This is a genomic window from Streptomyces sp. NBC_00464, assembly GCF_036013915.1.
Taxonomy (GTDB): Bacteria; Actinomycetota; Actinomycetes; order Streptomycetales; family Streptomycetaceae; genus Streptomyces.
In genome coordinates this window covers 4,175,707-4,193,729 of sequence record NZ_CP107899.1, presented here as the reverse complement: position 1 = coordinate 4,193,729, position 18,023 = coordinate 4,175,707, and the positions used below count along the sequence as shown (strand labels likewise).

Genomic DNA, 18,023 nt, shown 5'->3' with positions numbered 1-18,023 from the left:
AGTTCTCTGCCTGGACCGAATGCAGTAATGGGGCAGATACATTTCCGCAGGATCACTCATCGGGCAGAACCGAAAAAAGGCCCTGCTCAGCAGGGCCTCGGAATCTGGATCAGGGGTGGTTCGGTCACCCCGGCTACGCCATCGGGGTGACCGAACCACCCCGGAACTCACGCCGCCTCAACAAAGACCGGACGCCTGGCACCACGCCTGGCACCTTCGGCCAACTCGCCGCACGATGGCCGACGTCCGCCACCGGCTCAGACCACGATGCCCGGCTTTGCCACCGGCTCAGACCACGGTGGCCGGCGTCTTCGGCCAGCTCATACGGATCACTCCGCCGTCCGCACCGGACCTGACCTCGACGTCGTCGACCAGGCCGCTGATGACCGCGAGGCCCATCTCGTCCTCGCCGTCGCCCTCGGCGTCCGGTTCCGGTTCGTCCAGTCCCACACCGGGCGCGGCGTCGCGGCGTCCGGAGACACCGCTGGGGACGGCCCCGTCGGCACCCGGGCCGGGCACCTCGTCGCCGACCTCGATGGAGAAGGACTTCTCCTCCTCGATCAGGACGACCGTGACAGGCGCTGTGATGCCGTGGCTGCGGTGCAGCCCGACCGCCCGACTGCAGGCCTCTCCCACGGCGAGTCTGACCTCGTCGAGCACGGCCTCGTCGACCCCGGCCCGGCGCGCCACGGCAGCCGCCACGAGGCGGGCCGTTCTGACGTGTTCGGGCTGGGCGCTGAAGCGGAGTTCAACGGTGGCCATGCGATCCCCCTCGAACGTACGTATGTGCATCCACAGGAGCCGGACGCGTGGCCCGGTACTCCTGACTCATTCTGCGAAAACCACTGACCGACCGACGGACCCGCCGGGCCGACGACGCCCCGGCCATCCGGCCGACGCGGAACCGACACGCAACCTGCGCGCGACACGTCCGACAATCGCCGAACCGCTGATCCGATCGCATGGCGACCGGTCACCGGTCGGCAGATGAATGTCAGCCGCAGTCCGCCGAACGAGTGACGGAAGAGCGCCGGACAACAGCCGCACACCAGCCGCCGAGCCACCGGCCGCCGATTCCCGGCCACCGCCGATTCGGCTGTCCTGGTGCCTACCGGCGCCACACCGACCGCCGCCGGACCGGCCCTGAGGCCGGCCCGACCGCGAACGTGACGTCAGTCGGTTGCCGCCACGGCCTCATCGACCGTGGTGTGGATCGGGAACACCTTGGTCAGACCGGTGATCCGGAAAATCTTGAGAATGCGCTCCTGGTTGCACACCAGTCGCAACGAGCCCTCATGGGCCCGAACACGCTTCAAGCCGCCCACGAGCACGCCGAGGCCGGTGGAGTCGAGGAAGTCGACGCCTTCCATGTCGACAACCAAGTGGTAGCTGCCGTCATTCACCAACTCGACCAACTGCTCGCGCAGCTTGGGCGCGGTATACACATCAATCTCGCCACCGACCTCGACGACCGTACGGTCGCCACCAGGGCCGGACACATTGCGAGTCGACAAGGACAGGTCCACGGATCCTCCAGCACCTTGCTATCGAGCGGTCGCCCCTCGGTCTCCCCGGCGGAGCCAGGGGACGGATCGCCAGCCGCGATGGCATTCAATCACTTACGGGCAGCCATGCACGACGCCTTGGGACCATTGTCCGTCTCGCCAGTGACACACTCGGTGCCGATGGCCAAGAATCACCGCCCCAGTCGACCGCCCGAGAACGGGGGTTCCCGCCCCTCTCCCGATGTGGTCCTCGACCGGCTCGCCGCAGGGGCGGGCCGGTCCGCGCGCATCACTCATACGGAGCACTTGCCCCCGCGTGCGGGAACCCATGCCATCTGGCCCGATCGCATCCGTCCGGAAGTCATCGCCGCCATCCAGAAGGCCGGCATCGACCATCCCTGGGCCCATCAGGCCGCCGCGGCGGAGCATGCGCTGGACGGCGAGTCGGTCGTGATCGCCACCGGCACGGCGTCCGGCAAGTCGCTGGCCTACCTCGCCCCGGTCCTCAGCGCCCTCCTGGACGGCTCCGAGGCTCCCAACGGCCGTGGGGCGACCGCCCTCTACCTCGCCCCCACCAAGGCCCTGGCGGCCGACCAGCGTCGCTCGGTGAGGGAACTCGCGGCTCCGCTGGGCCACGCGATCCGGCCCGCTGTGTATGACGGCGACACCCCGGTCGAAGAACGCGAATGGGTACGCCAGTACGCCAACTACGTCCTCACCAATCCCGACATGCTGCACCGCGGGATACTCCCGTCCCACCCTCGCTGGTCCTCCTTCCTGCGCGCTCTGCGCTACGTCGTCATCGACGAGTGCCACACCTATCGGGGTGTTTTCGGCTCGCACGTCGCCCAGGTGGTGCGCCGGCTCCGCCGCCTGTGCGCCCGCTACGGCGCCGATCCGGTCTTCCTCCTCGCCTCCGCCACTTCTGCGGAGCCCTCCGTCGCGGCAGGCCGTCTCACCGGCCTGACTGTCACGGAGGTCGCCGACGACGCCTCCCCGCGCGGCGAGCTGGTCTTCGCCCTGTGGGAACCTCCCCTGACCGAGCTGTCCGGCGAGAAGGGCGCCCCCGTGCGCCGTACCGCCACGGCCGAGACCGCCGACCTGCTCACCGACCTGACCGTGCAGGGCGTGCGTTCCGTCGCGTTCGTACGCTCACGGCGCGGCGCCGAGCTCATTTCCGTCATCGCCAAGGAACGCCTCGCCGAGATCGACCGCTCTCTGCCCTCCCGGGTCGCCGCCTACCGCGGGGGTTACCTCCCCGAGGAACGGCGCGCCCTGGAACGCGCACTGCACTCCGGCAGCCTGCTCGGCCTGGCCGCCACGACCGCCCTCGAACTCGGCATCGACGTCTCCGGCCTGGACGCCGTCGTCATCGCGGGTTACCCAGGCACCAGGGCTTCGCTGTGGCAGCAGGCCGGCCGCGCGGGACGGGCCGGCCAGGGTGCCCTCGCCATCCTGGTGGCCCGCGACGACCCGCTGGACACCTTCCTCGTCCACCATCCCGAAGCGCTGTTCCAGCAGCCCGTGGAGTCGACCGTCCTCGACCCGGACAACCCGTACGTCCTGGCCCCCCATCTGTGCGCCGCCGCCGCGGAGCTGCCGCTCACCGAATCGGACCTGGCCCTCTTCGGTCCCGCCGTGGCCGAGCTGCTGCCGCAACTGGAGGCCGCGAAGCTGCTCCGCAGACGGACCTCGGGCTGGCACTGGACCCGGCGGGAACGGGCCGCCGACCTCACCGACATCCGGGGCGGGGGAGGCCGTCCCGTCCAGATCGTCGAGGAGGGCACCGGCAGGCTGCTGGGCACCGTCGACGAGTCCGCCGCGCACACCGCCGTCCACGAGGGCGGCGTCCACCTCCACCAGGGCCGCACCTATCTGGTCCGGAAACTGGACCTGGAGGACTCGGTCGCGCTGGTCGAGCAAGCCAGTCCGCCGTACTCGACGACCGCCCGCGACACCACGGCCATCACCGTCCTGGAGACCGACACCGAGATCCCCTGGGGGGACGGACGGCTCTGCTACGGCTCCGTGGAAGTGACCAATCAGGTCGTCTCCTTCCTCCGTCGCAGACTGATCACCGGTGAGGTACTCGGCGAGACCAAGCTGGACCTTCCACCCCGTACGCTGCGCACCCGCGCCGTATGGTGGACGGTCACCCAGGACCAGCTCGACTCGGCACGGATCAACCCGGAGATCCTTGGCGGCGCGCTGCACGCCGCCGAACACGCGTCGATCGGGATGCTCCCGCTCTTCGCCACCTGCGACCGCTGGGACATCGGCGGAGTGTCCGTACCGCTGCATCCGGACACTCTGCTGCCGACCGTCTTCGTGTACGACGGCCACCCCGGCGGCGCCGGTTTCGCCGAACGCGCCTTCCACACCGCCCACGACTGGCTGGCCGCCACACGTCAGGCGATCGCATCCTGCGAGTGCGAGGCGGGCTGCCCTTCGTGCATCCAGTCCCCCAAGTGCGGCAACGGCAACGAACCCCTGCACAAGCGAGGCGCAGTCCGCCTGCTCACGGAACTCCTCCGATCCGCCCCTCCCGGCCCGGGGCGGACGCACGGGGCAGACGGGGCAGACTCTTCGGAGGAGTCAGGCCTTGCGGAGTCAGGCCCTGTGTGGCAATCCGGCTCTACGGAGCAGTCCGGCGCTCGGGGGAAATCAGGCCCACTGGTGGAAGCGGATTCTCCGGAGGAACCGGATTCTCCAGGGGAGCCAGGTTCTCCGGAGGCCTGAGCGACCGGGTGGGCGCCGCTGCTGGCGGGCCCGCCCGTGACCTGACCTCGGGCGCGTACGGCCCACCCCGAACCCTGGCCGTCACATCGGCGATCTCCCCCTGAACGGTGCACCGCACCACCTCCGCTCCCTGTGCCCCGGCCACCTCCCGGGCCGACCGGCAGGCAGCGGAGGCTCCCTCCAGAGCCCGGTCGGCAGCGGCCAGCGCGGCCAGGTCGGCCGCGCCCCCGGCACGGTGCCGGATCGCTACCACCTGCCCGAGAGCCAGAACCACCGCGAAGACCGCGCACAGCGCCGACGCGGTCACCGCAGACCACACGGTCGCCAGCCCCCGATCCCGCCGCTTCCCGCACACACCCAGCCGACGCAGCCCCGGAGCCGGCCGCCGAGGGCCGGGCCACGTCATGGCGCCACCCCCACCGCGTCCTCGGCCGCCGCCACGCCCTCAGCCCCCACCGCGTCCTCGGCCGCCGCCACGGCCTCCGAGCTCAGCGTCACGGCCAGCGGCCCGGGACCGGGCGCCGGAGCCGCCACGGCGACCCGCCACAGATCCCCGGCCCGCTCCACATCCACCCGGGCCCGGTCGGGCGCCGCCGAAAGGGCGGCCTCCCTCACCTGTGCCTCCGGTTCGGAGCGGGCTGCTGCCCGCGCGCCGGCACGAGCCGCGTCCACACACCGGATCTGGGCCGAGGCAGCCATTAGCGCCCACATCAGCGCGAGCGCGAAGATCACCAGCACTGGAATCGCCATGGCCGCCTCCGCCGTCACCGCCCCGCGGTCACCACATCGCTCCACCACTCCCGCCCCCTCCCGGGCGTGTCTCTCCCGCCCGGCGCCTCCCCCTGAGCCTTCCGCCCCCGCTCCCCCATCAGAATTTCGCATCAAGTGCGTCCTTCAGCAGCGATTGCAATTGCGCCATGACCGGCGGGCTGGTGACCACCTTGTAGAGCACCGCGGCAAACGCACAGGCCGCAATCGTTCCGACCGCATATTCGGACGTCGTCATTCCGGCGTCTGCCCGTACCTTGCGTGCCACGGTTCGCATCCAGCGCATCATTTTCCGCATCACACCGAACCCCCGTTAATCCATACTTCTGGGATAAATAGCCTTCTTCTGGTCCTTCTGGTCCTTCTGGTCCTTCTGGTCCTTCTGGTCCTTCTGGGCTATCAAGGCTGCAGCAGTCCCCCCGCCAGCCCGATCACCACAGGCGCCACGCCCACGGTGAGGAAGGCAGGAAGGAAGCAGAGCCCGACAGGCGCAGTGATCAGCACCGCGGCCCGCTGCGCCCGCGCCACCGCCGCACTCGCACGCTCGGCCCTCATCGCTTCGGCCAGCCTGGTTACCGGCTCCGCCGCAGGGGCGCCGGTCGACCCGGCCCGGTCCAGACAGCGCGCCAGCGCGGCAGCACCCGGTATCTCTCCGAATCTCCCCCACGCCACTGCGGGATCGCCGCCGAGTCGGATCTCCGCCGCCGTACGCGCCAGTTGCTCACCGACCGGCCCTCCCAGCGACGCGCCGACCGCCTCGGCGGCCTCGCGCGGGCCGGCCCCTGCCGAGATGCACGCCGCCAACAGATCTGCCGCCAGCGGAAGTCGGCGCATGGTCTCCGCCGCCCTCGCCGCCATATCTGCAGCGGCTCGCGCTGCCTGCCCGAGCCGCGAGCGCTGCCACCTCCACGTACCGCAGGCCGCCGCCAGTCCGACCGCCCACCCGGCGGGGCCACCCACCAGAATCCAGCCCGCCAGAAGAGCGCCCAGCATCGCCGCCCACTGCTTGGCGTCGGCGCCGGAGACCGGCCACCGCATACGGCTGGCACGCAGGCCGACCCGCCCGCCAAGGGGCGTCGGAGCGTCGGAAGACACAGCGAGGAGCGTCAGTCCTCGCCGCCGCACCCGCTGCCCTGTACGGCGTCGCGCCAGGACCTGAGCCGACTGGACACACGCGCCCAGCACCAGCCCCACTACCCCCACCCTGTGGACAACTTCAGCCGCCAGGGCGCTCATGCGACTTCTCCCTTACGGACGATCCGGGCGGCCCAGACCAGCCCGGCCGTTTCCAGGGATCCGCCCATCACCAGACAGACCAGTCCAGCGGGACTGTGCAGCAACACCCTCAGCGGATCTGCCCCGAGTGCCGCTCCCAGCCCCAGGCCCAGCACCGGCAGCAGCGCCAGCACCACAACCGTCGACCAGGCGCCGGCCAGTTGGGCCCGCAGCTCCTCCCGCCGGCGCCGCTCGGCCCGTAACGCGCCCTCCAACCGGTCCAGACCGGCCGCGAGACCGGCACCGCCATCCGCTGCCACCCGCCAGCAGGCGGCCACTCCTGCGAGCCCCTCCAGGCCCGGCTCGCACGCCGCCTGCCCCAGCACTCGCGGGACATCTCCCCCGAACCGCGCCGCGGCCGACACCCCGGGGCCTGCCGCACCCAGTACGCCCGTGCCGTGCACCGCGACAAGCAGTGCCTGCCCCGGCTCGTGCCCGGCCCTCAGCTCGCCCACCACGGCGCCGCACAGGTCCACCACTCCCTCGGCCCGGCGCTCCCATTCCTTGTGCAGTTCCCTTCTCCGCAGCCACCGCCGCACCACAGGAGCCGCGGCCGCCCCCGCAATCACCGGCAGCACGGACCCACCGAGGACGGCCAGAACCAGAGCCACCGGCAGGCACAACCACTCCCGCCGCCCCCTCAGCCACCCGCAAAGCCGGTTCAAACCGGTATCCCAGCTCTCCCGGAAAGGCGCATGCCTCACTCCGTCGCCGAACAAAGCCCGCGCCCTCCGCCGGCCTTGACTTCGTCCGGCCGCCCCCAGCCCGGCAGCCGCTGCCGCGCACAGCGCGGCCGCATACGCCGCTTCCGGCACGCCCGTCGGATCACCACCACTCACCGCTCGCCCCCGATCAACGCCCGCAGCCGCTCCCAGCCCCGCTCCCGCTCGAATCCGGCCGCCCCCCAGCGCAGCGCGGGCACGGTCACCACCAGCCCGGCTCCATCGCGTTCCAGCACCTGAACCGCGGAGATCCTTCGCCGCCCGGCCCGGTCCCGTACGAGATGGACCACCACCGACAACGCCGCCGCCAGCTGGCTGTGAAGTGCCTTCCGGTCCAGGCCCGCAGCAGTCCCCAGCGCCTCCAACCGGGCCGGAACGTGTTCGGCGGCGTTGGCGTGAACCGTTCCGCAGCCGCCCTCATGACCCGTGTTCAAGGCCGCCAGCAATTCGGTGACCTCGGCACCCCGAACCTCGCCGACCACCAGCCTGTCGGGGCGCATACGAAGGGCCTGCCGCACCAGGTCCCGGAGGGTCACCCGACCGGCACCCTCCTGATTCGCAGGGCGCGATTCGAGGCGCACGACGTGCGGGTGGTCCGGCCGGAGTTCGGCCGAGTCCTCGGCGAGCACGATCCGCTCCCGCTCCCCCACCACACCCAGCATGCTGGACAGGAGCGTCGTCTTTCCGGCTCCCGTTCCTCCGCTGATGAGGTAGGAGACCCTGGCCTCCACCAAAGCCCGCAACACCCGGTCGCCGCCCGGCGGCACCGTCCCGGCCGCAACGAGCTCCCGCAGCGAGAAGGCCTTGGGCCGGACCACCCGGAGCGACAGGCACGTCGATCCGACCGAGACCGGCGGCAGCACGGCATGCATCCGGGTCCCGTCCGGAAGGCGGGCGTCCGCCCAAGGCCTGGCGTCGTCCAGGCGCCTTCCCGCAACGGCCGCCAGCCGCTGCGCCAGCCTGCGGACCGCCGCCGCGTCTGCGAAGGCGACCGAGGTGAGTTCGAGCCCGCGGCCCCGGTCCACCCACACTCGGTCGGGTGCGGACACCAGCACATCCGTGACCGCTGGATCGGCAAGCAGCGGCTCCAGCACGCCGGTCCCGATCAGCTCGCCACGCAACTCGTCTGCCGCACCCAGCACTTCGATGTCCCCGAGCAACCGCCCCTGGGCCCTCAGCGCGGCCGCCACCCCAGCCGGCGTCGGCGCCACACCACTCTCCGCCAGCCGCTGCCGCACCGCGTCGAGCAGGGCCTCGGTCATGACACACCTCCCTTGGTGGCCGGTCCCCGTGCCGTCTCGCCCGCAAGTGCCCGGTCCCAGAAGGCCGAACAGAACCTGGCCAGGGACCCACGGGGGCTTCCACCGGGTGGCTCACCCATGTCCTGTTCGGCAAGCAGCCCCGGCTCCAACGGGAGTTCACCAGCGAGTGGAAGCCCCATGGCGTGCGCCACCCACTGTTCGTCGAGCCCGGATGCGTACGGTCCGCGCGCCACCACGCGGAGGTCCTCCAACACCATCCCGGCCATCGACGCCACCCGCTTCGCCGCAGCGACCGCCCGCAGCTCCCCGGGCACCACCAGAAGCCCGAGGTCCAGCTGCGCCAGCGCCTCGGCCACCGCCTCGTCGATCCGGCGTGGCAGATCCACCACCACCACTCCGCCGAGCCTGCGCGCAGCGCCAAGGACCGCCCGCATGGCCTGCGGCGGAATGACCACCCAGTCGTCACGGCCCCAGCTGAGGACTCGCAGCCCGTGCAGCGCGGGCAACGATTCCTCCAGTGCCCCGCCACCGACCCGCCCCTTGGAATGGGCGAAATCAGGCCACCTCATCCCCTCGACCCGCTCCCCACCGAGCAGCACGTCGATGCCGCCGCCGAGCGGATCGCCGTCGATCAGCATGGTCCGCCGCCCGGTCCTCGCCGCCGTCACCGCCAGCGCACAAGCCAGGGTGGATGCACCGGATCCGCCTCGGCCACCGATCACCCCGACGGTCAGCGCAGGCCGGCCGGACCCCTCAGCCGCGTTGGCGATCTGGTCGACCAGCCAGTTCTCCGAATCGGGCAGACGCAACACATACTCGGCCCCGATCTCCACCGCCCTGCGCCACACGTCGGGGGCATCCTGGTCGCGTCCCACGAGCATCACGCCACGCCTGCGTGCCGCTCCGCGGCATCGCGCCGCCGCGTCGTCGCCCACGAGAACCATGGGCGCCTGCTCCCATCCCCCTCTACGGTCGGGCAGCGTGTGATGAACCTCGGGCTCCGCCCCAGCGGCTGCGCACAGCCTCAGCAGATCGTCGAGCAGTTCCACATCCTCGGTCACGATCAGCGGTCCGCCCTGCCGCGCCTCGGCGGCCGGCAGACGATCCCGTGCGCTGGATTCAGCCACGATCTCCGCCCCCTTCTTCACTCACCTTCACCGCGGTTCGCGGCGTTCTCGGCGCGTTCCGAGAAACGGTGATTCCGGAACCCGTGGACTTCACGGGTGGAATCACGGTGCAGTGCTTCCGGAAATCGCGTGGATCTTGCTCAAGAACTGTGGACAACTCCACCGTTGTGAATAACTCCGCCGCTCACACCGGTGACTTCCGAGAGCACACCTTCCATCACGCAACGTGACGATGCATGCTGGTGAGAGTCGGACACAGCGGCGGGCCATCACGGCCGAGAAGGAGGAGAAATGCTTGATTCCGCGACAGAACCGCGTCCGGACATGCGACGACCCCCGCCGGGGGGGAGAGCGGGGGTCGTCCCCACGGCCGACTCGGGGGGGGAGGAGTCGGACCGGGTTAGCACGGTCGCGAACGATCCGTGACTTCCATGGTGTACCCGAGAGCCTTCTCAGGCAAACCCACGCGCCGGGGTTTACGCCGAATGGTGGGCCCCTATGCTCTGCCTTGTGGAAAACCGCTTCTTGCCGCGCACGGCCGCCTTCTTTGACCTGGACAAGACGGTCATTGCGAAGTCATCGACGCTGACCTTCAGCAAGTCCTTCTACCAAGGCGGACTGATCAACCGCCGAGCCGTACTGCGCACCGCGTACGCACAGTTCGTGTTCCTTGCCGGGGGCGCAGATCACGACCAGATGGAGCGGATGCGTGAATATCTCTCATCGCTCTGCAAGGGCTGGAACGTGCAGCAGGTGAAGGAAATCGTCGCCGAGACCCTGCATGACCTGATCGACCCGATCATCTACGACGAAGCCGCGACACTCATCGAGGAGCATCACACCGCCGGCCGCGATGTGGTGATCGTGTCGACCTCGGGCGCCGAAGTCGTGGAACCGATCGGTGAGCTGTTGGGCGCCGACCGCGTCGTCGCCACCCGAATGGTCGTCGGCGATGACGGATGCTTCACCGGAGAGGTGGAGTACTACGCCTACGGACCGACGAAGGCCGAGGCCATCAGGGCTCTTGCCGTGTCCGAGGGCTACGACCTCACCCGCTGCTACGCATACAGCGATTCAGCCACCGATGTGCCGATGCTGGAATCCGTCGGCCATCCGCACGCGGTCAACCCGGACCGCGCACTGCGACGCGAGGCGACTCTGCGTGAATGGCCGATTCTCGTCTTCAACCGACCGGTCCGACTCAAGCAACGCCTGCCCGCACTCTCGATGCCACCGCGGCCGGCACTCATGGCCGCTGCGGCCGTGGGAGCCGCAGCCCTCACAGCCGGACTCGTCTGGTACACCGCCCGCCGTCGCGCCTCCATGACGTCGGCGTAACTGGGCTCGTCGTGACTGGGCTCGTCGTGACTGGGCCCCACACAGGGGCCGCCGAATTCGCCGACCTGCGCGGAGGCCACACCCCGGCCCTCACCGAGGAAGAGCCGGGCACCGCGCACCGCACCCACCGGTGCCGAGCCCATCCCCACACCCCCACCGCACCCTTTCCCGTTTGAACCGATTCGTCCGTAATTGAACCTAAAAGTAAAGAAGTCCGGCCAGCACTTCCGCTCGACCGGCCCCTGGAGTACAAAGGACTCAACGGCCCGCGAGACCAAGGACATCCGAGAGGATGACCTGTAACGCAGAAAAGGCCCCACGGACCGCGCATGAAAGCCGGGCACCCACGCGACGTCGACCCGTCGATTACGGGCCAGCCGCACCAGGAACGGGCAAAGCACCCGACCTGATGGGCATATATCGAGGACGCTTGGTAACTGGGCGGACGTGCCAGCGGCGGTACCGAGGACGGTACCGCCGCAACCCTTGCCACCGGACGCAAAAGCAACCCGCACCGGTCGGCCGAGCGGACGAAGCCGACGGGATCCAGCAGGAGGCCGACCCCCGGCAAGCCACCCGTTACGCCTCTACGTCGCCGCCCCTACGCCGCTCCGCGCTGAAGCGCCTCACATACCGCCGTCGACTCCCTGACGCCCAGTTCCGCCGCCCGCCCGCAGTGCGCGATCCAGGCGGCCATCCCATCCGGCGTCCCCGACAGATACGCCTCAAAGGCAGCGACGTAAGCAGCCCGCCCCTGTTCGGCATGGCCGACCTCGGCCGGGCAAATCGACTTGGGGTCGAGCCCGCTTCCGATCAGCACGATCCGTTCAGCGGTGCGCGCAACCAGGCCGTTGTACGAACCGAAGGGGCGCAGAGCCAGCAACTCGCCGTGCACGATGGCAGCCGTCACCAGGGCAGGAGCGGCACTCCCCGAAAGAATGAGCCCACTGAGCCCCTCAAGTCGCCCCGCGACCTCATCGGCGTCCGGCAGGGGCGCCTCGATCAGCGGCTCGTCCACCGGCTCGCCCGCCAGCCGGGGCCGTCCGACCGCGTCCTCGGGTGCCGCGCCGCCGGCGGCCACCAGGTGAAGTCGCGCGAGGACTCGCAGGGGCGACTGGCGCCAGATGGAGAGCAGTTGACCCGCCTCGGCCGTCAATCGCAGCGCCGCCCCGATCACGTGCGCCTCACCGTCACCGCTGAAGTCGGTGCGGCGGCGGACCTCCTCAAGATTCCAGTCAGCACCGGAGAGCGCAGCCGACCCGCGGGCACCCCGGAGGGCCGCCTCGGCGGTCACCTCATTACTGCGACGTCGCATGACGCGGTGTCCATAGACCCGGTCGACGGCCTTGCGTACGGAGTCCACCGCATCTGGCACACCTGGCAGGGCGCCCAGGGCGGCGAGCGGGTCCGAGGAAGTCGTACTCATAAGTAGCGAGGCTACGCGCCACTTGCACACCTGCCGGTCCCGAGTGGCATTCTTCACGAACTTCGGCAGCGGAACGCAATCATGCGACTACCCTAGGTGAACATGAAGATCGCTTTCGTAGGGAAGGGCGGCAGCGGCAAGACCACGCTGTCCTCGCTCTTCATCCGCCACCTTGCCGCCAATGAAGCTCACGTCGTCGCGGTGGACGCCGACATCAACCAGCATCTCGGGGCCGCACTCGGCCTCGACGAGAAGGACGCAGCATCCCTGCCCGCCATGGGGGCGCAGCTGCCACTGATCAAGGAGTATCTGCGGGGCAGCAATCCTCGCATCGCTTCGGCCGAGACGATGATCAAGACAACGCCGCCGGGCGAGGGCTCTCGGCTACTACGGGTGTGCGAGGACAACCCCGTCTACGACGCCTGCGCCCGCACAGTCGGGCTCGACGACGGGGATATCCGGCTGATGGTCACGGGGCCGTTCACCGAATCCGATCTGGGGGTGGCCTGCTACCACTCCAAGGTCGGCGCGGTCGAGCTCTGCCTCAACCACCTCGTCGACGGCCCCGAGGAGTACGTCGTGGTCGACATGACCGCCGGTTCGGACTCCTTCGCCTCCGGCATGTTCACCCGTTTCGACATGACGTTTCTGGTCGCCGAGCCAACCCGCAAGGGCGTCTCCGTCTACCGCCAGTACAAGGAGTACGCACAGGACTTCGGCGTGGCGCTGAAGGTTGTCGGCAACAAGGTGCAAGGGGAGGACGACCTCGACTTCCTGCGCGCCGAGGTCGGTGACGATCTGCTGGTCACCATCGGACACTCCGACTGGGTGCGGGCCATGGAGAAGGGACGCCCTGCCCGCTTCGAGCTGCTGGAGGCGGACAACCGGATGGCGCTCCAGTTCCTTCAGAACGCCGCGGAGGACTCGTACGGACAGCGGGACTGGGAGCGCTACACGCGGCAGATGGTGCACTTCCATCTGAAGAACGCGGAGAGCTGGGGCAACGCGAAGACGGGAGCCGACCTGGCTGCCCAGATCGACCCCGCCTTCGTACTCGACGAGCGGTACGCGCGAGCCGGGGCCGCCCAGCCCGCCTGAGCGTCCGCCGCCAGGGCCTGTCCTGTCTCGATCTGCCGGACAGGCCCTGAGCATTGACCGCTCCGGGATGAGTCGAGGGGACACTGCCCCAGTCGGCCCGACGACCCGACGACCGACGACCCAACAGCCGGCATAGCTGTCGGCATAGCGGTCGGCTCAACAGTCGACGCAACGGTCAACCTGGTGTCCTTCGTTTGGGTCAGGCCGGATCCCGGGCACTGCGAGCCTGGCACGATCCAAGCGAGAGGCCCTAGCGGTCGGCCTTGTGCCCCGCAGATCCGGCGGGCGCCTTCGCCTCAGCCTGCCCCTGACGTTGCACCTCGCCCTCGCCCTCGCCCCTGCCGGGGCTCACTCCCCCGCCGAGAAACGACGCCCAACTGGTCGTCGGCGCCTTGCCGACCTTCAGCGTGCCGAGCTTCGCGAGCGTGGCCGGGTCCTGCGCGTCCAGCCAGTCCGCAAGCTGCTTGAACGACACACAACGCACGTCCTTCTTGGTGCACACCGTCTCGATCGTCTCCTCGATGGCGCGCATGTACGTGCCACCGTTCCAGGACTCGAAGTGGTTGCCGATGATCAGAGGGGCACGGTTCCCGTCGTACGCGCGATCGAAGGCCTGGATCAGGCCGTCCCGCATCTGATCGCCCCAGTATTCATGCTGGTCCGGATCGCCCTGCGTCGTTCCGGACTGGTTGAACATGAAGTTGTAGTCCATCGACAGGGTCTCGAACTCGCGCCCCGGCACTGGCACGAGCTGCATCGAGAGGTCCCAGATGCCGTCCTTCTTCTTCGGCCAGACCTGGTCGTTGACTCCGCTGGAGTCGTAGCGGAAGCCCATCGAGCGCGCCGCCGCAACCATGTTCTTCTGCCCCTCCAGGCAGGGTGTCCGGCCACCGATCAGTTCCTTGTCGTAGTCGAAGGGCAGCGACTTGTCGTCCTTGAGATCCGGATCGTTGCTCTTCCAGCCCTTCACAAACGACTTGGCCTGGCTGATCTCGCTCTTCCACTCGTCGACGGACCAGGTGCCGACACCGCCGTCCTTGCCGCAGAAGTGGCCGTTGAAGTGGGTGCCGATCTCGTTGCCGTCCAGCCAGGCACCACGGACCTGGGCAAGGGTGTCCCGGATGCCCTCGGTGTCGTTGAAGCCGATATCGGAACTGCCCGCGTTGTGCTTCGGCGGGTCATAGAGCTTGCGCTTCGCCTCCGGCAGCAGGTACACGCCGCTGAGGAAGTACGTCATGTTCGCGTGATACTTCTTGCCCACCTTGCGGAAGTGCGAGAAGAGCCGCTGGCTGTCCTCTCCTGCCCCGTCCCAGGAGAACACCACGAACTGCGGGGGCTTCTGACCAGGTGCCAGGCGGCGCGCAGCCGGCTGTTTCGGCTGGGCACCCGTGAAGGCGGTCGAACCGTCGCCGATGAGCCGGAACACACTCTTGGGGGCCGCTTCGGCCGCCTTCTTCTTGGCCCCTGCGGCGCCGTTCGCGGCACCGGGGCCAGAACCGCCCGGACCGGAACCCGACCCGGTGCAGCCAGCCACTCCCGCGACCAGCGCAACAGCGATGACGCCCAAGGCGAACCTCTTCGTGGCGGCCATCATCCGCTCACCCTCTTCCTTGCAGGTAACTTGCGCCGAAGTGCCGACACGGCGCGGTCAAAGTCGCACGCGCTGCACACAAATTCGGGCGACAGGCCGCATGAAAAGCTGCCTATTCACTGGAACGGGTGCTTGAATGGCCCATTTGCCCTTAATCCTGGACACGCATCTTTACTCTCCATTACGATCTGTTTACCGAGAGTTGAGATATCCCGCCGCTGCACGCCGTGACCCACGGCCGCGTCCCCACGTTCCGCGACCGCGCTGCCCCGGAGGAGACGGGAAACATGTCTGCCTGCGTCCCCACTCGTCATGACCACTCATCCCGCAGTTCGCGCCCTCCCCGATCCTCGGGAGTCAAGCGCCCTCACAGCCCGCCACCGCCGCACCGCGGCGGACGATTCCGCATCGCTGGCGCCGACCTGTCCGCATCGATCACTGTCTTTCTGCTCGCCGTCCCCATGTCGCTCGGCCTGGCCGTCGCCATGGACGCCCCGCTGGAGGCAGGCCTCATCTCCGCCGCAGTCGGCGGCATCGTCGCCGGACTGCTCGGCGGCACCCCTTTGCAGGTCTCCGGCCCGTCCGCCGGACTGACCGTGGTGACAGCCGAGTTGATCCAGGTCTACGGCTGGCGCACCACCTGTGCGATCACCATCGGCGCAGGTTTGCTGCAGATCGTGCTGGGCTCTCTACGGGCCGCGCGCAGCGCACTGGCCGTCAGTCCCGCCATCGTCCATGGCACGCTCGCCGGCATCGGCGTGGCGATCGCACTCGCCCAACTGCACATCGTGCTCGGCGGTACGCCGCAGAGCTCGGCCGTCTCCAACGCCCTTCATCTGCCCGCCCAGTTGGAGCGCGTAGGGCCGGCGGCACCATTGATCGGCGCGCTCACCGTCGGGATCCTGGTGCTGTGGCCGCGAATCCCGGGACGGTCCGGACGGATCATGCGGCGAGTCCCGGCAGCCCTGGCCTCGGTGGCCGTGGCCACTGCGGTGGCCGCGCTCGCGGCGCCCTCGATCGCCCGGGTCGACCTGCCGTCCTGGCGCTCGCACGCACTGCCTGAGATGCCCCAGGGACCTGTGCTCGGCCTGGCGACCGCCGTATTCACGATGATGCTGGTGGCCAGTCTGGAATCGCTGCTCGCCGCTGTCGCTGTGGACAAGCTGACTGCCGACCGGAACCGCGAGCGGTCGACCGGGCCCGCCGTCGAGAGCGACAGCGGTCATCCCGGCGGACGCACCGCCGATGCCTCCGAGACGGGTTCCGCCGCAGCCGCCCCCCGGGCCAAACGCTCCGACCTCGACCGGGAGCTACGCGCACAGGGCATCGCCAACGCCGTATCCGGCCTGCTCGGCGGACTGGCGGTCTCCGGCGGCGCGGTGCGAAGCTCGGCAAATGTACGGGCCGGAGCGACCGGGCGCGCGTCCACCGTGCTGCACGGCGTCTGGGTCCTGCTCGCCACCGGCCTGCTGGTCACCGCGCTGGAGTGGATCCCGCTGGCCGCCCTCGGCGCGCTGGTCATGGTGGTTGGCATCCAGATGGTGAACTTCGCCCACATCCGTAACGTTCACAGGCACCGGGAATTCCTGGTGTACGGCGCGACAATCACCGGCGTGCTGCTCTTCGGCGTACTCAAGGGTGTGGCGATCGGCATCGCCGTGGCGGTGGCCGTCGCCCTGCACCGGCTGGCCCGCACCCGGATCACCGTTTCCGACCGTGATGGAAAGCATCTGGTGATCGTGCGGGGACAGTTGACGTTTCTCGCTGTGCCCCGTCTCAGCAGAGCGCTGGGCCAGCTGCCTCATGACGCGGACGTGGTCGTCGAGTTGGACGGCTTCTTCATGGATCACGCGGCATACGAGCTGATCCATGACTGGAGCAATGCTCATGCCGCCCACGGTGGCCGGGTCGCCTTCACCGGCAGGTCCGGAGGCAGAATCGCCGAACCCGCCTCTGCCGCGCATTCCTGTTGCCGCCCCTGGACCCCCTGGCGCAACCACCACTGCCACGACCGGCCGGAGCATGTGCCCGTCGCCGGCCCGGGAGCGAGTACGCATACGTATGCGGATGCAGACAGCGGTACGGGTACGGGTACACGTACGGACGGCGGTACGGGAACGAGCGCAGCGACGCCCGTGACTCATGTCGCTGCGGCTGCGGCCGACATGACCGACGCCGTTCCCGTCCACCCCGCTACAGGCGCACGGCAAGCAGCGCCCACACCTGTGCATACAAACCGGGACGCCCAGGACTCGGACGCCGAGGCACGGCCCGGCTCCCTCCTCGCCCCCGAGGCACCCGGTCACGCCGAGGGACACACGACCGGTCCCGTACCGGACCACGCAGCGGCCCACGCACCAGATCGCGCACCGGATCGCGCGGGCGAGTTCGCGCCGGATCATGTGGCTGCCCGGCCGCGCCCGACCGGCAGTCAACGGCTGGTCAGCGGCCTCAGTTCGTTTCAGCGCAATACGGCTCCGCTGGTCCGTGAGGAGCTGGCAAGACTCGCCGAGGAGGGGCAGCGCCCCTCGCAGCTGTTCATCACCTGCGCGGATTCCCGGCTGGTGACGAGCATGATCACGGCGAGCGGTCCCGGTGACCTGTTCACGGTCCGCAACATCGGCAATCTCGTGCCATCGCCCGATTCCGAGGCCGGCGACCACTCGGTCGGTGCGGCCATTGAGTACGCGGTGGATGTGCTGGGAGTCGAGTCGATCACCATCTGCGGGCACTCCGGCTGCGGCGCGATGAACGCGTTGCTGGGCACCAGGCCGGAGGGCCCGGAGACTGCTCTCTGGCGCTGGCTCCGGCACGGGCTCCCCAGCCTGGAGCGGATGGCCTCGCGCGACCGGTCCTGGGCCCGGATCTCCGGCCGGCTGCCCGCCGATGCGGTGGAGCAGCTCTGCCTCACCAACGTCGTCCAACAGCTCGACCATCTGCGGGCCCATACGTCGGTTTCACGACGCCTCGCCGAAGGCACCCTTCAACTCCATGGCATGTATTTCCATGTGGCCGAGGCCCAGTCGTATCTGCTGACAGAGGGCGCGAATGCCGGCAGCGGGCTCGACGAGGTGTTCGACCCGATCAGGCCGTCCCATCCATTTCCTTCAGCTGAGCCGGTTGGGCCATCCCATCCGGCCGAACTGGCGCGTACCAGCGCCTGAACCACATC

The 18,023-nt window shown here is 69.3% G+C and carries 15 protein-coding genes; 4 read left to right on the top strand and 11 right to left on the bottom strand.

Annotated elements, in window-relative coordinates; translation table 11 throughout:
- Positions 1–288: 288 nt before the first annotated feature.
- The gene (locus OG912_RS18910; RefSeq protein ID WP_327710377.1) at positions 289–762 is read right to left on the bottom strand and encodes an ATP-binding protein; all 474 of its coding nucleotides are present in this window, start codon (positions 760–762) and stop codon (positions 289–291) included.
- A 410-nt stretch (positions 763–1,172) separates the two neighbouring features.
- Entirely contained in the window at positions 1,173–1,526 is a 354-nt protein-coding gene (locus OG912_RS18905; protein WP_003967428.1) for an STAS domain-containing protein, read from the bottom strand.
- 105 nt (positions 1,527–1,631) lie between these two features.
- Here OG912_RS18905 and OG912_RS18900 point away from each other — a divergent pair, with 105 nt between their 5' ends.
- Positions 1,632–4,244 carry a DEAD/DEAH box helicase gene (locus OG912_RS18900; protein ID WP_327713472.1) on the top strand — a complete coding sequence of 871 codons (2,613 nt, stop codon included), beginning with the start codon at positions 1,632–1,634 and terminating at the stop codon, positions 4,242–4,244.
- On the opposite strand, the gene OG912_RS18895 is transcribed toward OG912_RS18900, so the two are convergent.
- The 7 genes from OG912_RS18895 to ssd all read right to left on the bottom strand — a co-directional run bounded on the left by OG912_RS18895 (position 4,141) and on the right by ssd (position 9,332).
- A complete protein-coding gene (locus OG912_RS18895) occupies positions 4,141–4,650 on the bottom strand; it encodes an Rv3654c family TadE-like protein (RefSeq protein ID WP_327710376.1) in 510 nt (169 codons plus the stop codon). The genes OG912_RS18900 and OG912_RS18895 overlap by 104 nt on opposite strands.
- Positions 4,647–5,126: a TadE family type IV pilus minor pilin gene (locus OG912_RS18890; protein ID WP_443060990.1), complete on the bottom strand. Its 480-nt coding sequence runs from the start codon at positions 5,124–5,126 to the stop codon at positions 4,647–4,649. The genes OG912_RS18895 and OG912_RS18890 overlap by 4 nt, the downstream gene beginning before the upstream one ends.
- Positions 5,113–5,310, bottom strand: coding sequence for a DUF4244 domain-containing protein (locus tag OG912_RS18885; RefSeq protein ID WP_326737111.1), 198 nt, complete (start codon positions 5,308–5,310; stop codon positions 5,113–5,115). The genes OG912_RS18890 and OG912_RS18885 overlap by 14 nt, the downstream gene beginning before the upstream one ends.
- Positions 5,311–5,411: 101 nt before the next feature.
- The gene (locus OG912_RS18880) at positions 5,412–6,248 is read right to left on the bottom strand and encodes a type II secretion system F family protein (protein ID WP_327710374.1); all 837 of its coding nucleotides are present in this window, start codon (positions 6,246–6,248) and stop codon (positions 5,412–5,414) included.
- Positions 6,245–7,126, bottom strand: a complete 882-nt coding sequence (locus OG912_RS18875) for a type II secretion system F family protein (RefSeq protein ID WP_443060989.1) — start codon at positions 7,124–7,126, stop codon at positions 6,245–6,247. The genes OG912_RS18880 and OG912_RS18875 overlap by 4 nt, the downstream gene beginning before the upstream one ends.
- Positions 7,123–8,271: a TadA family conjugal transfer-associated ATPase gene (locus tag OG912_RS18870; protein WP_327710372.1), complete on the bottom strand. Its 1,149-nt coding sequence runs from the start codon at positions 8,269–8,271 to the stop codon at positions 7,123–7,125. The genes OG912_RS18875 and OG912_RS18870 overlap by 4 nt, the downstream gene beginning before the upstream one ends.
- Positions 8,268–9,332, bottom strand: a complete 1,065-nt coding sequence (gene ssd / locus OG912_RS18865) for a septum site-determining protein Ssd (RefSeq protein WP_327713471.1) — start codon at positions 9,330–9,332, stop codon at positions 8,268–8,270. The genes OG912_RS18870 and ssd overlap by 4 nt, the downstream gene beginning before the upstream one ends.
- A gap of 564 nt (positions 9,333–9,896) precedes the next feature.
- On the opposite strand from ssd, the gene OG912_RS18860 reads away from it, so the two are divergent.
- Complete coding sequence (locus OG912_RS18860) at positions 9,897–10,736, top strand: HAD family hydrolase (RefSeq protein WP_327710371.1); 840 nt, start codon at positions 9,897–9,899, stop codon at positions 10,734–10,736.
- Positions 10,737–11,337: 601 nt separating this feature from the next.
- Here OG912_RS18860 and OG912_RS18855 read toward each other — a convergent pair.
- Positions 11,338–12,162, bottom strand: coding sequence for an oxidoreductase (locus OG912_RS18855; protein ID WP_327710370.1), 825 nt, complete (start codon positions 12,160–12,162; stop codon positions 11,338–11,340).
- A gap of 102 nt (positions 12,163–12,264) precedes the next feature.
- Here OG912_RS18855 and OG912_RS18850 point away from each other — a divergent pair, with 102 nt between their 5' ends.
- Positions 12,265–13,260, top strand: coding sequence for an ATP-binding protein (locus OG912_RS18850; protein ID WP_326737117.1), 996 nt, complete (start codon positions 12,265–12,267; stop codon positions 13,258–13,260).
- 250 nt (positions 13,261–13,510) lie between these two features.
- On the opposite strand, the gene OG912_RS18845 is transcribed toward OG912_RS18850, so the two are convergent.
- Positions 13,511–14,854: a hypothetical protein gene (locus tag OG912_RS18845; RefSeq protein WP_327710369.1), complete on the bottom strand. Its 1,344-nt coding sequence runs from the start codon at positions 14,852–14,854 to the stop codon at positions 13,511–13,513.
- A gap of 284 nt (positions 14,855–15,138) precedes the next feature.
- On the opposite strand from OG912_RS18845, the gene OG912_RS18840 reads away from it, so the two are divergent.
- Positions 15,139–18,015, top strand: coding sequence for a SulP family inorganic anion transporter (locus OG912_RS18840; protein ID WP_327710368.1), 2,877 nt, complete (start codon positions 15,139–15,141; stop codon positions 18,013–18,015).
- The last annotated feature ends 8 nt before the right edge of the window (positions 18,016–18,023 follow it).

Coding starts and splice junctions, on each gene's coding strand:
- OG912_RS18910 (WP_327710377.1), bottom strand. CDS start 762: ATGGCCACCGTTGAACTCCGCTTCAGCGCCCAGCCCGAACACGTCAGA.
- OG912_RS18900 (WP_327713472.1), top strand. CDS start 1,632: ATGCACGACGCCTTGGGACCATTGTCCGTCTCGCCAGTGACACACTCG.
- OG912_RS18895 (WP_327710376.1), bottom strand. CDS start 4,650: ATGACGTGGCCCGGCCCTCGGCGGCCGGCTCCGGGGCTGCGTCGGCTG.
- OG912_RS18890 (WP_443060990.1), bottom strand. CDS start 5,126: ATGCGAAATTCTGATGGGGGAGCGGGGGCGGAAGGCTCAGGGGGAGGC.
- OG912_RS18885 (WP_326737111.1), bottom strand. CDS start 5,310: ATGCGGAAAATGATGCGCTGGATGCGAACCGTGGCACGCAAGGTACGG.
- OG912_RS18880 (WP_327710374.1), bottom strand. CDS start 6,248: ATGAGCGCCCTGGCGGCTGAAGTTGTCCACAGGGTGGGGGTAGTGGGG.
- OG912_RS18870 (WP_327710372.1), bottom strand. CDS start 8,271: ATGACCGAGGCCCTGCTCGACGCGGTGCGGCAGCGGCTGGCGGAGAGT.
- OG912_RS18860 (WP_327710371.1), top strand. CDS start 9,897: ATGCTCTGCCTTGTGGAAAACCGCTTCTTGCCGCGCACGGCCGCCTTC.
- OG912_RS18855 (WP_327710370.1), bottom strand. CDS start 12,162: ATGAGTACGACTTCCTCGGACCCGCTCGCCGCCCTGGGCGCCCTGCCA.
- OG912_RS18850 (WP_326737117.1), top strand. CDS start 12,265: ATGAAGATCGCTTTCGTAGGGAAGGGCGGCAGCGGCAAGACCACGCTG.
- OG912_RS18845 (WP_327710369.1), bottom strand. CDS start 14,854: ATGATGGCCGCCACGAAGAGGTTCGCCTTGGGCGTCATCGCTGTTGCG.
- OG912_RS18840 (WP_327710368.1), top strand. CDS start 15,139: ATGTCTGCCTGCGTCCCCACTCGTCATGACCACTCATCCCGCAGTTCG.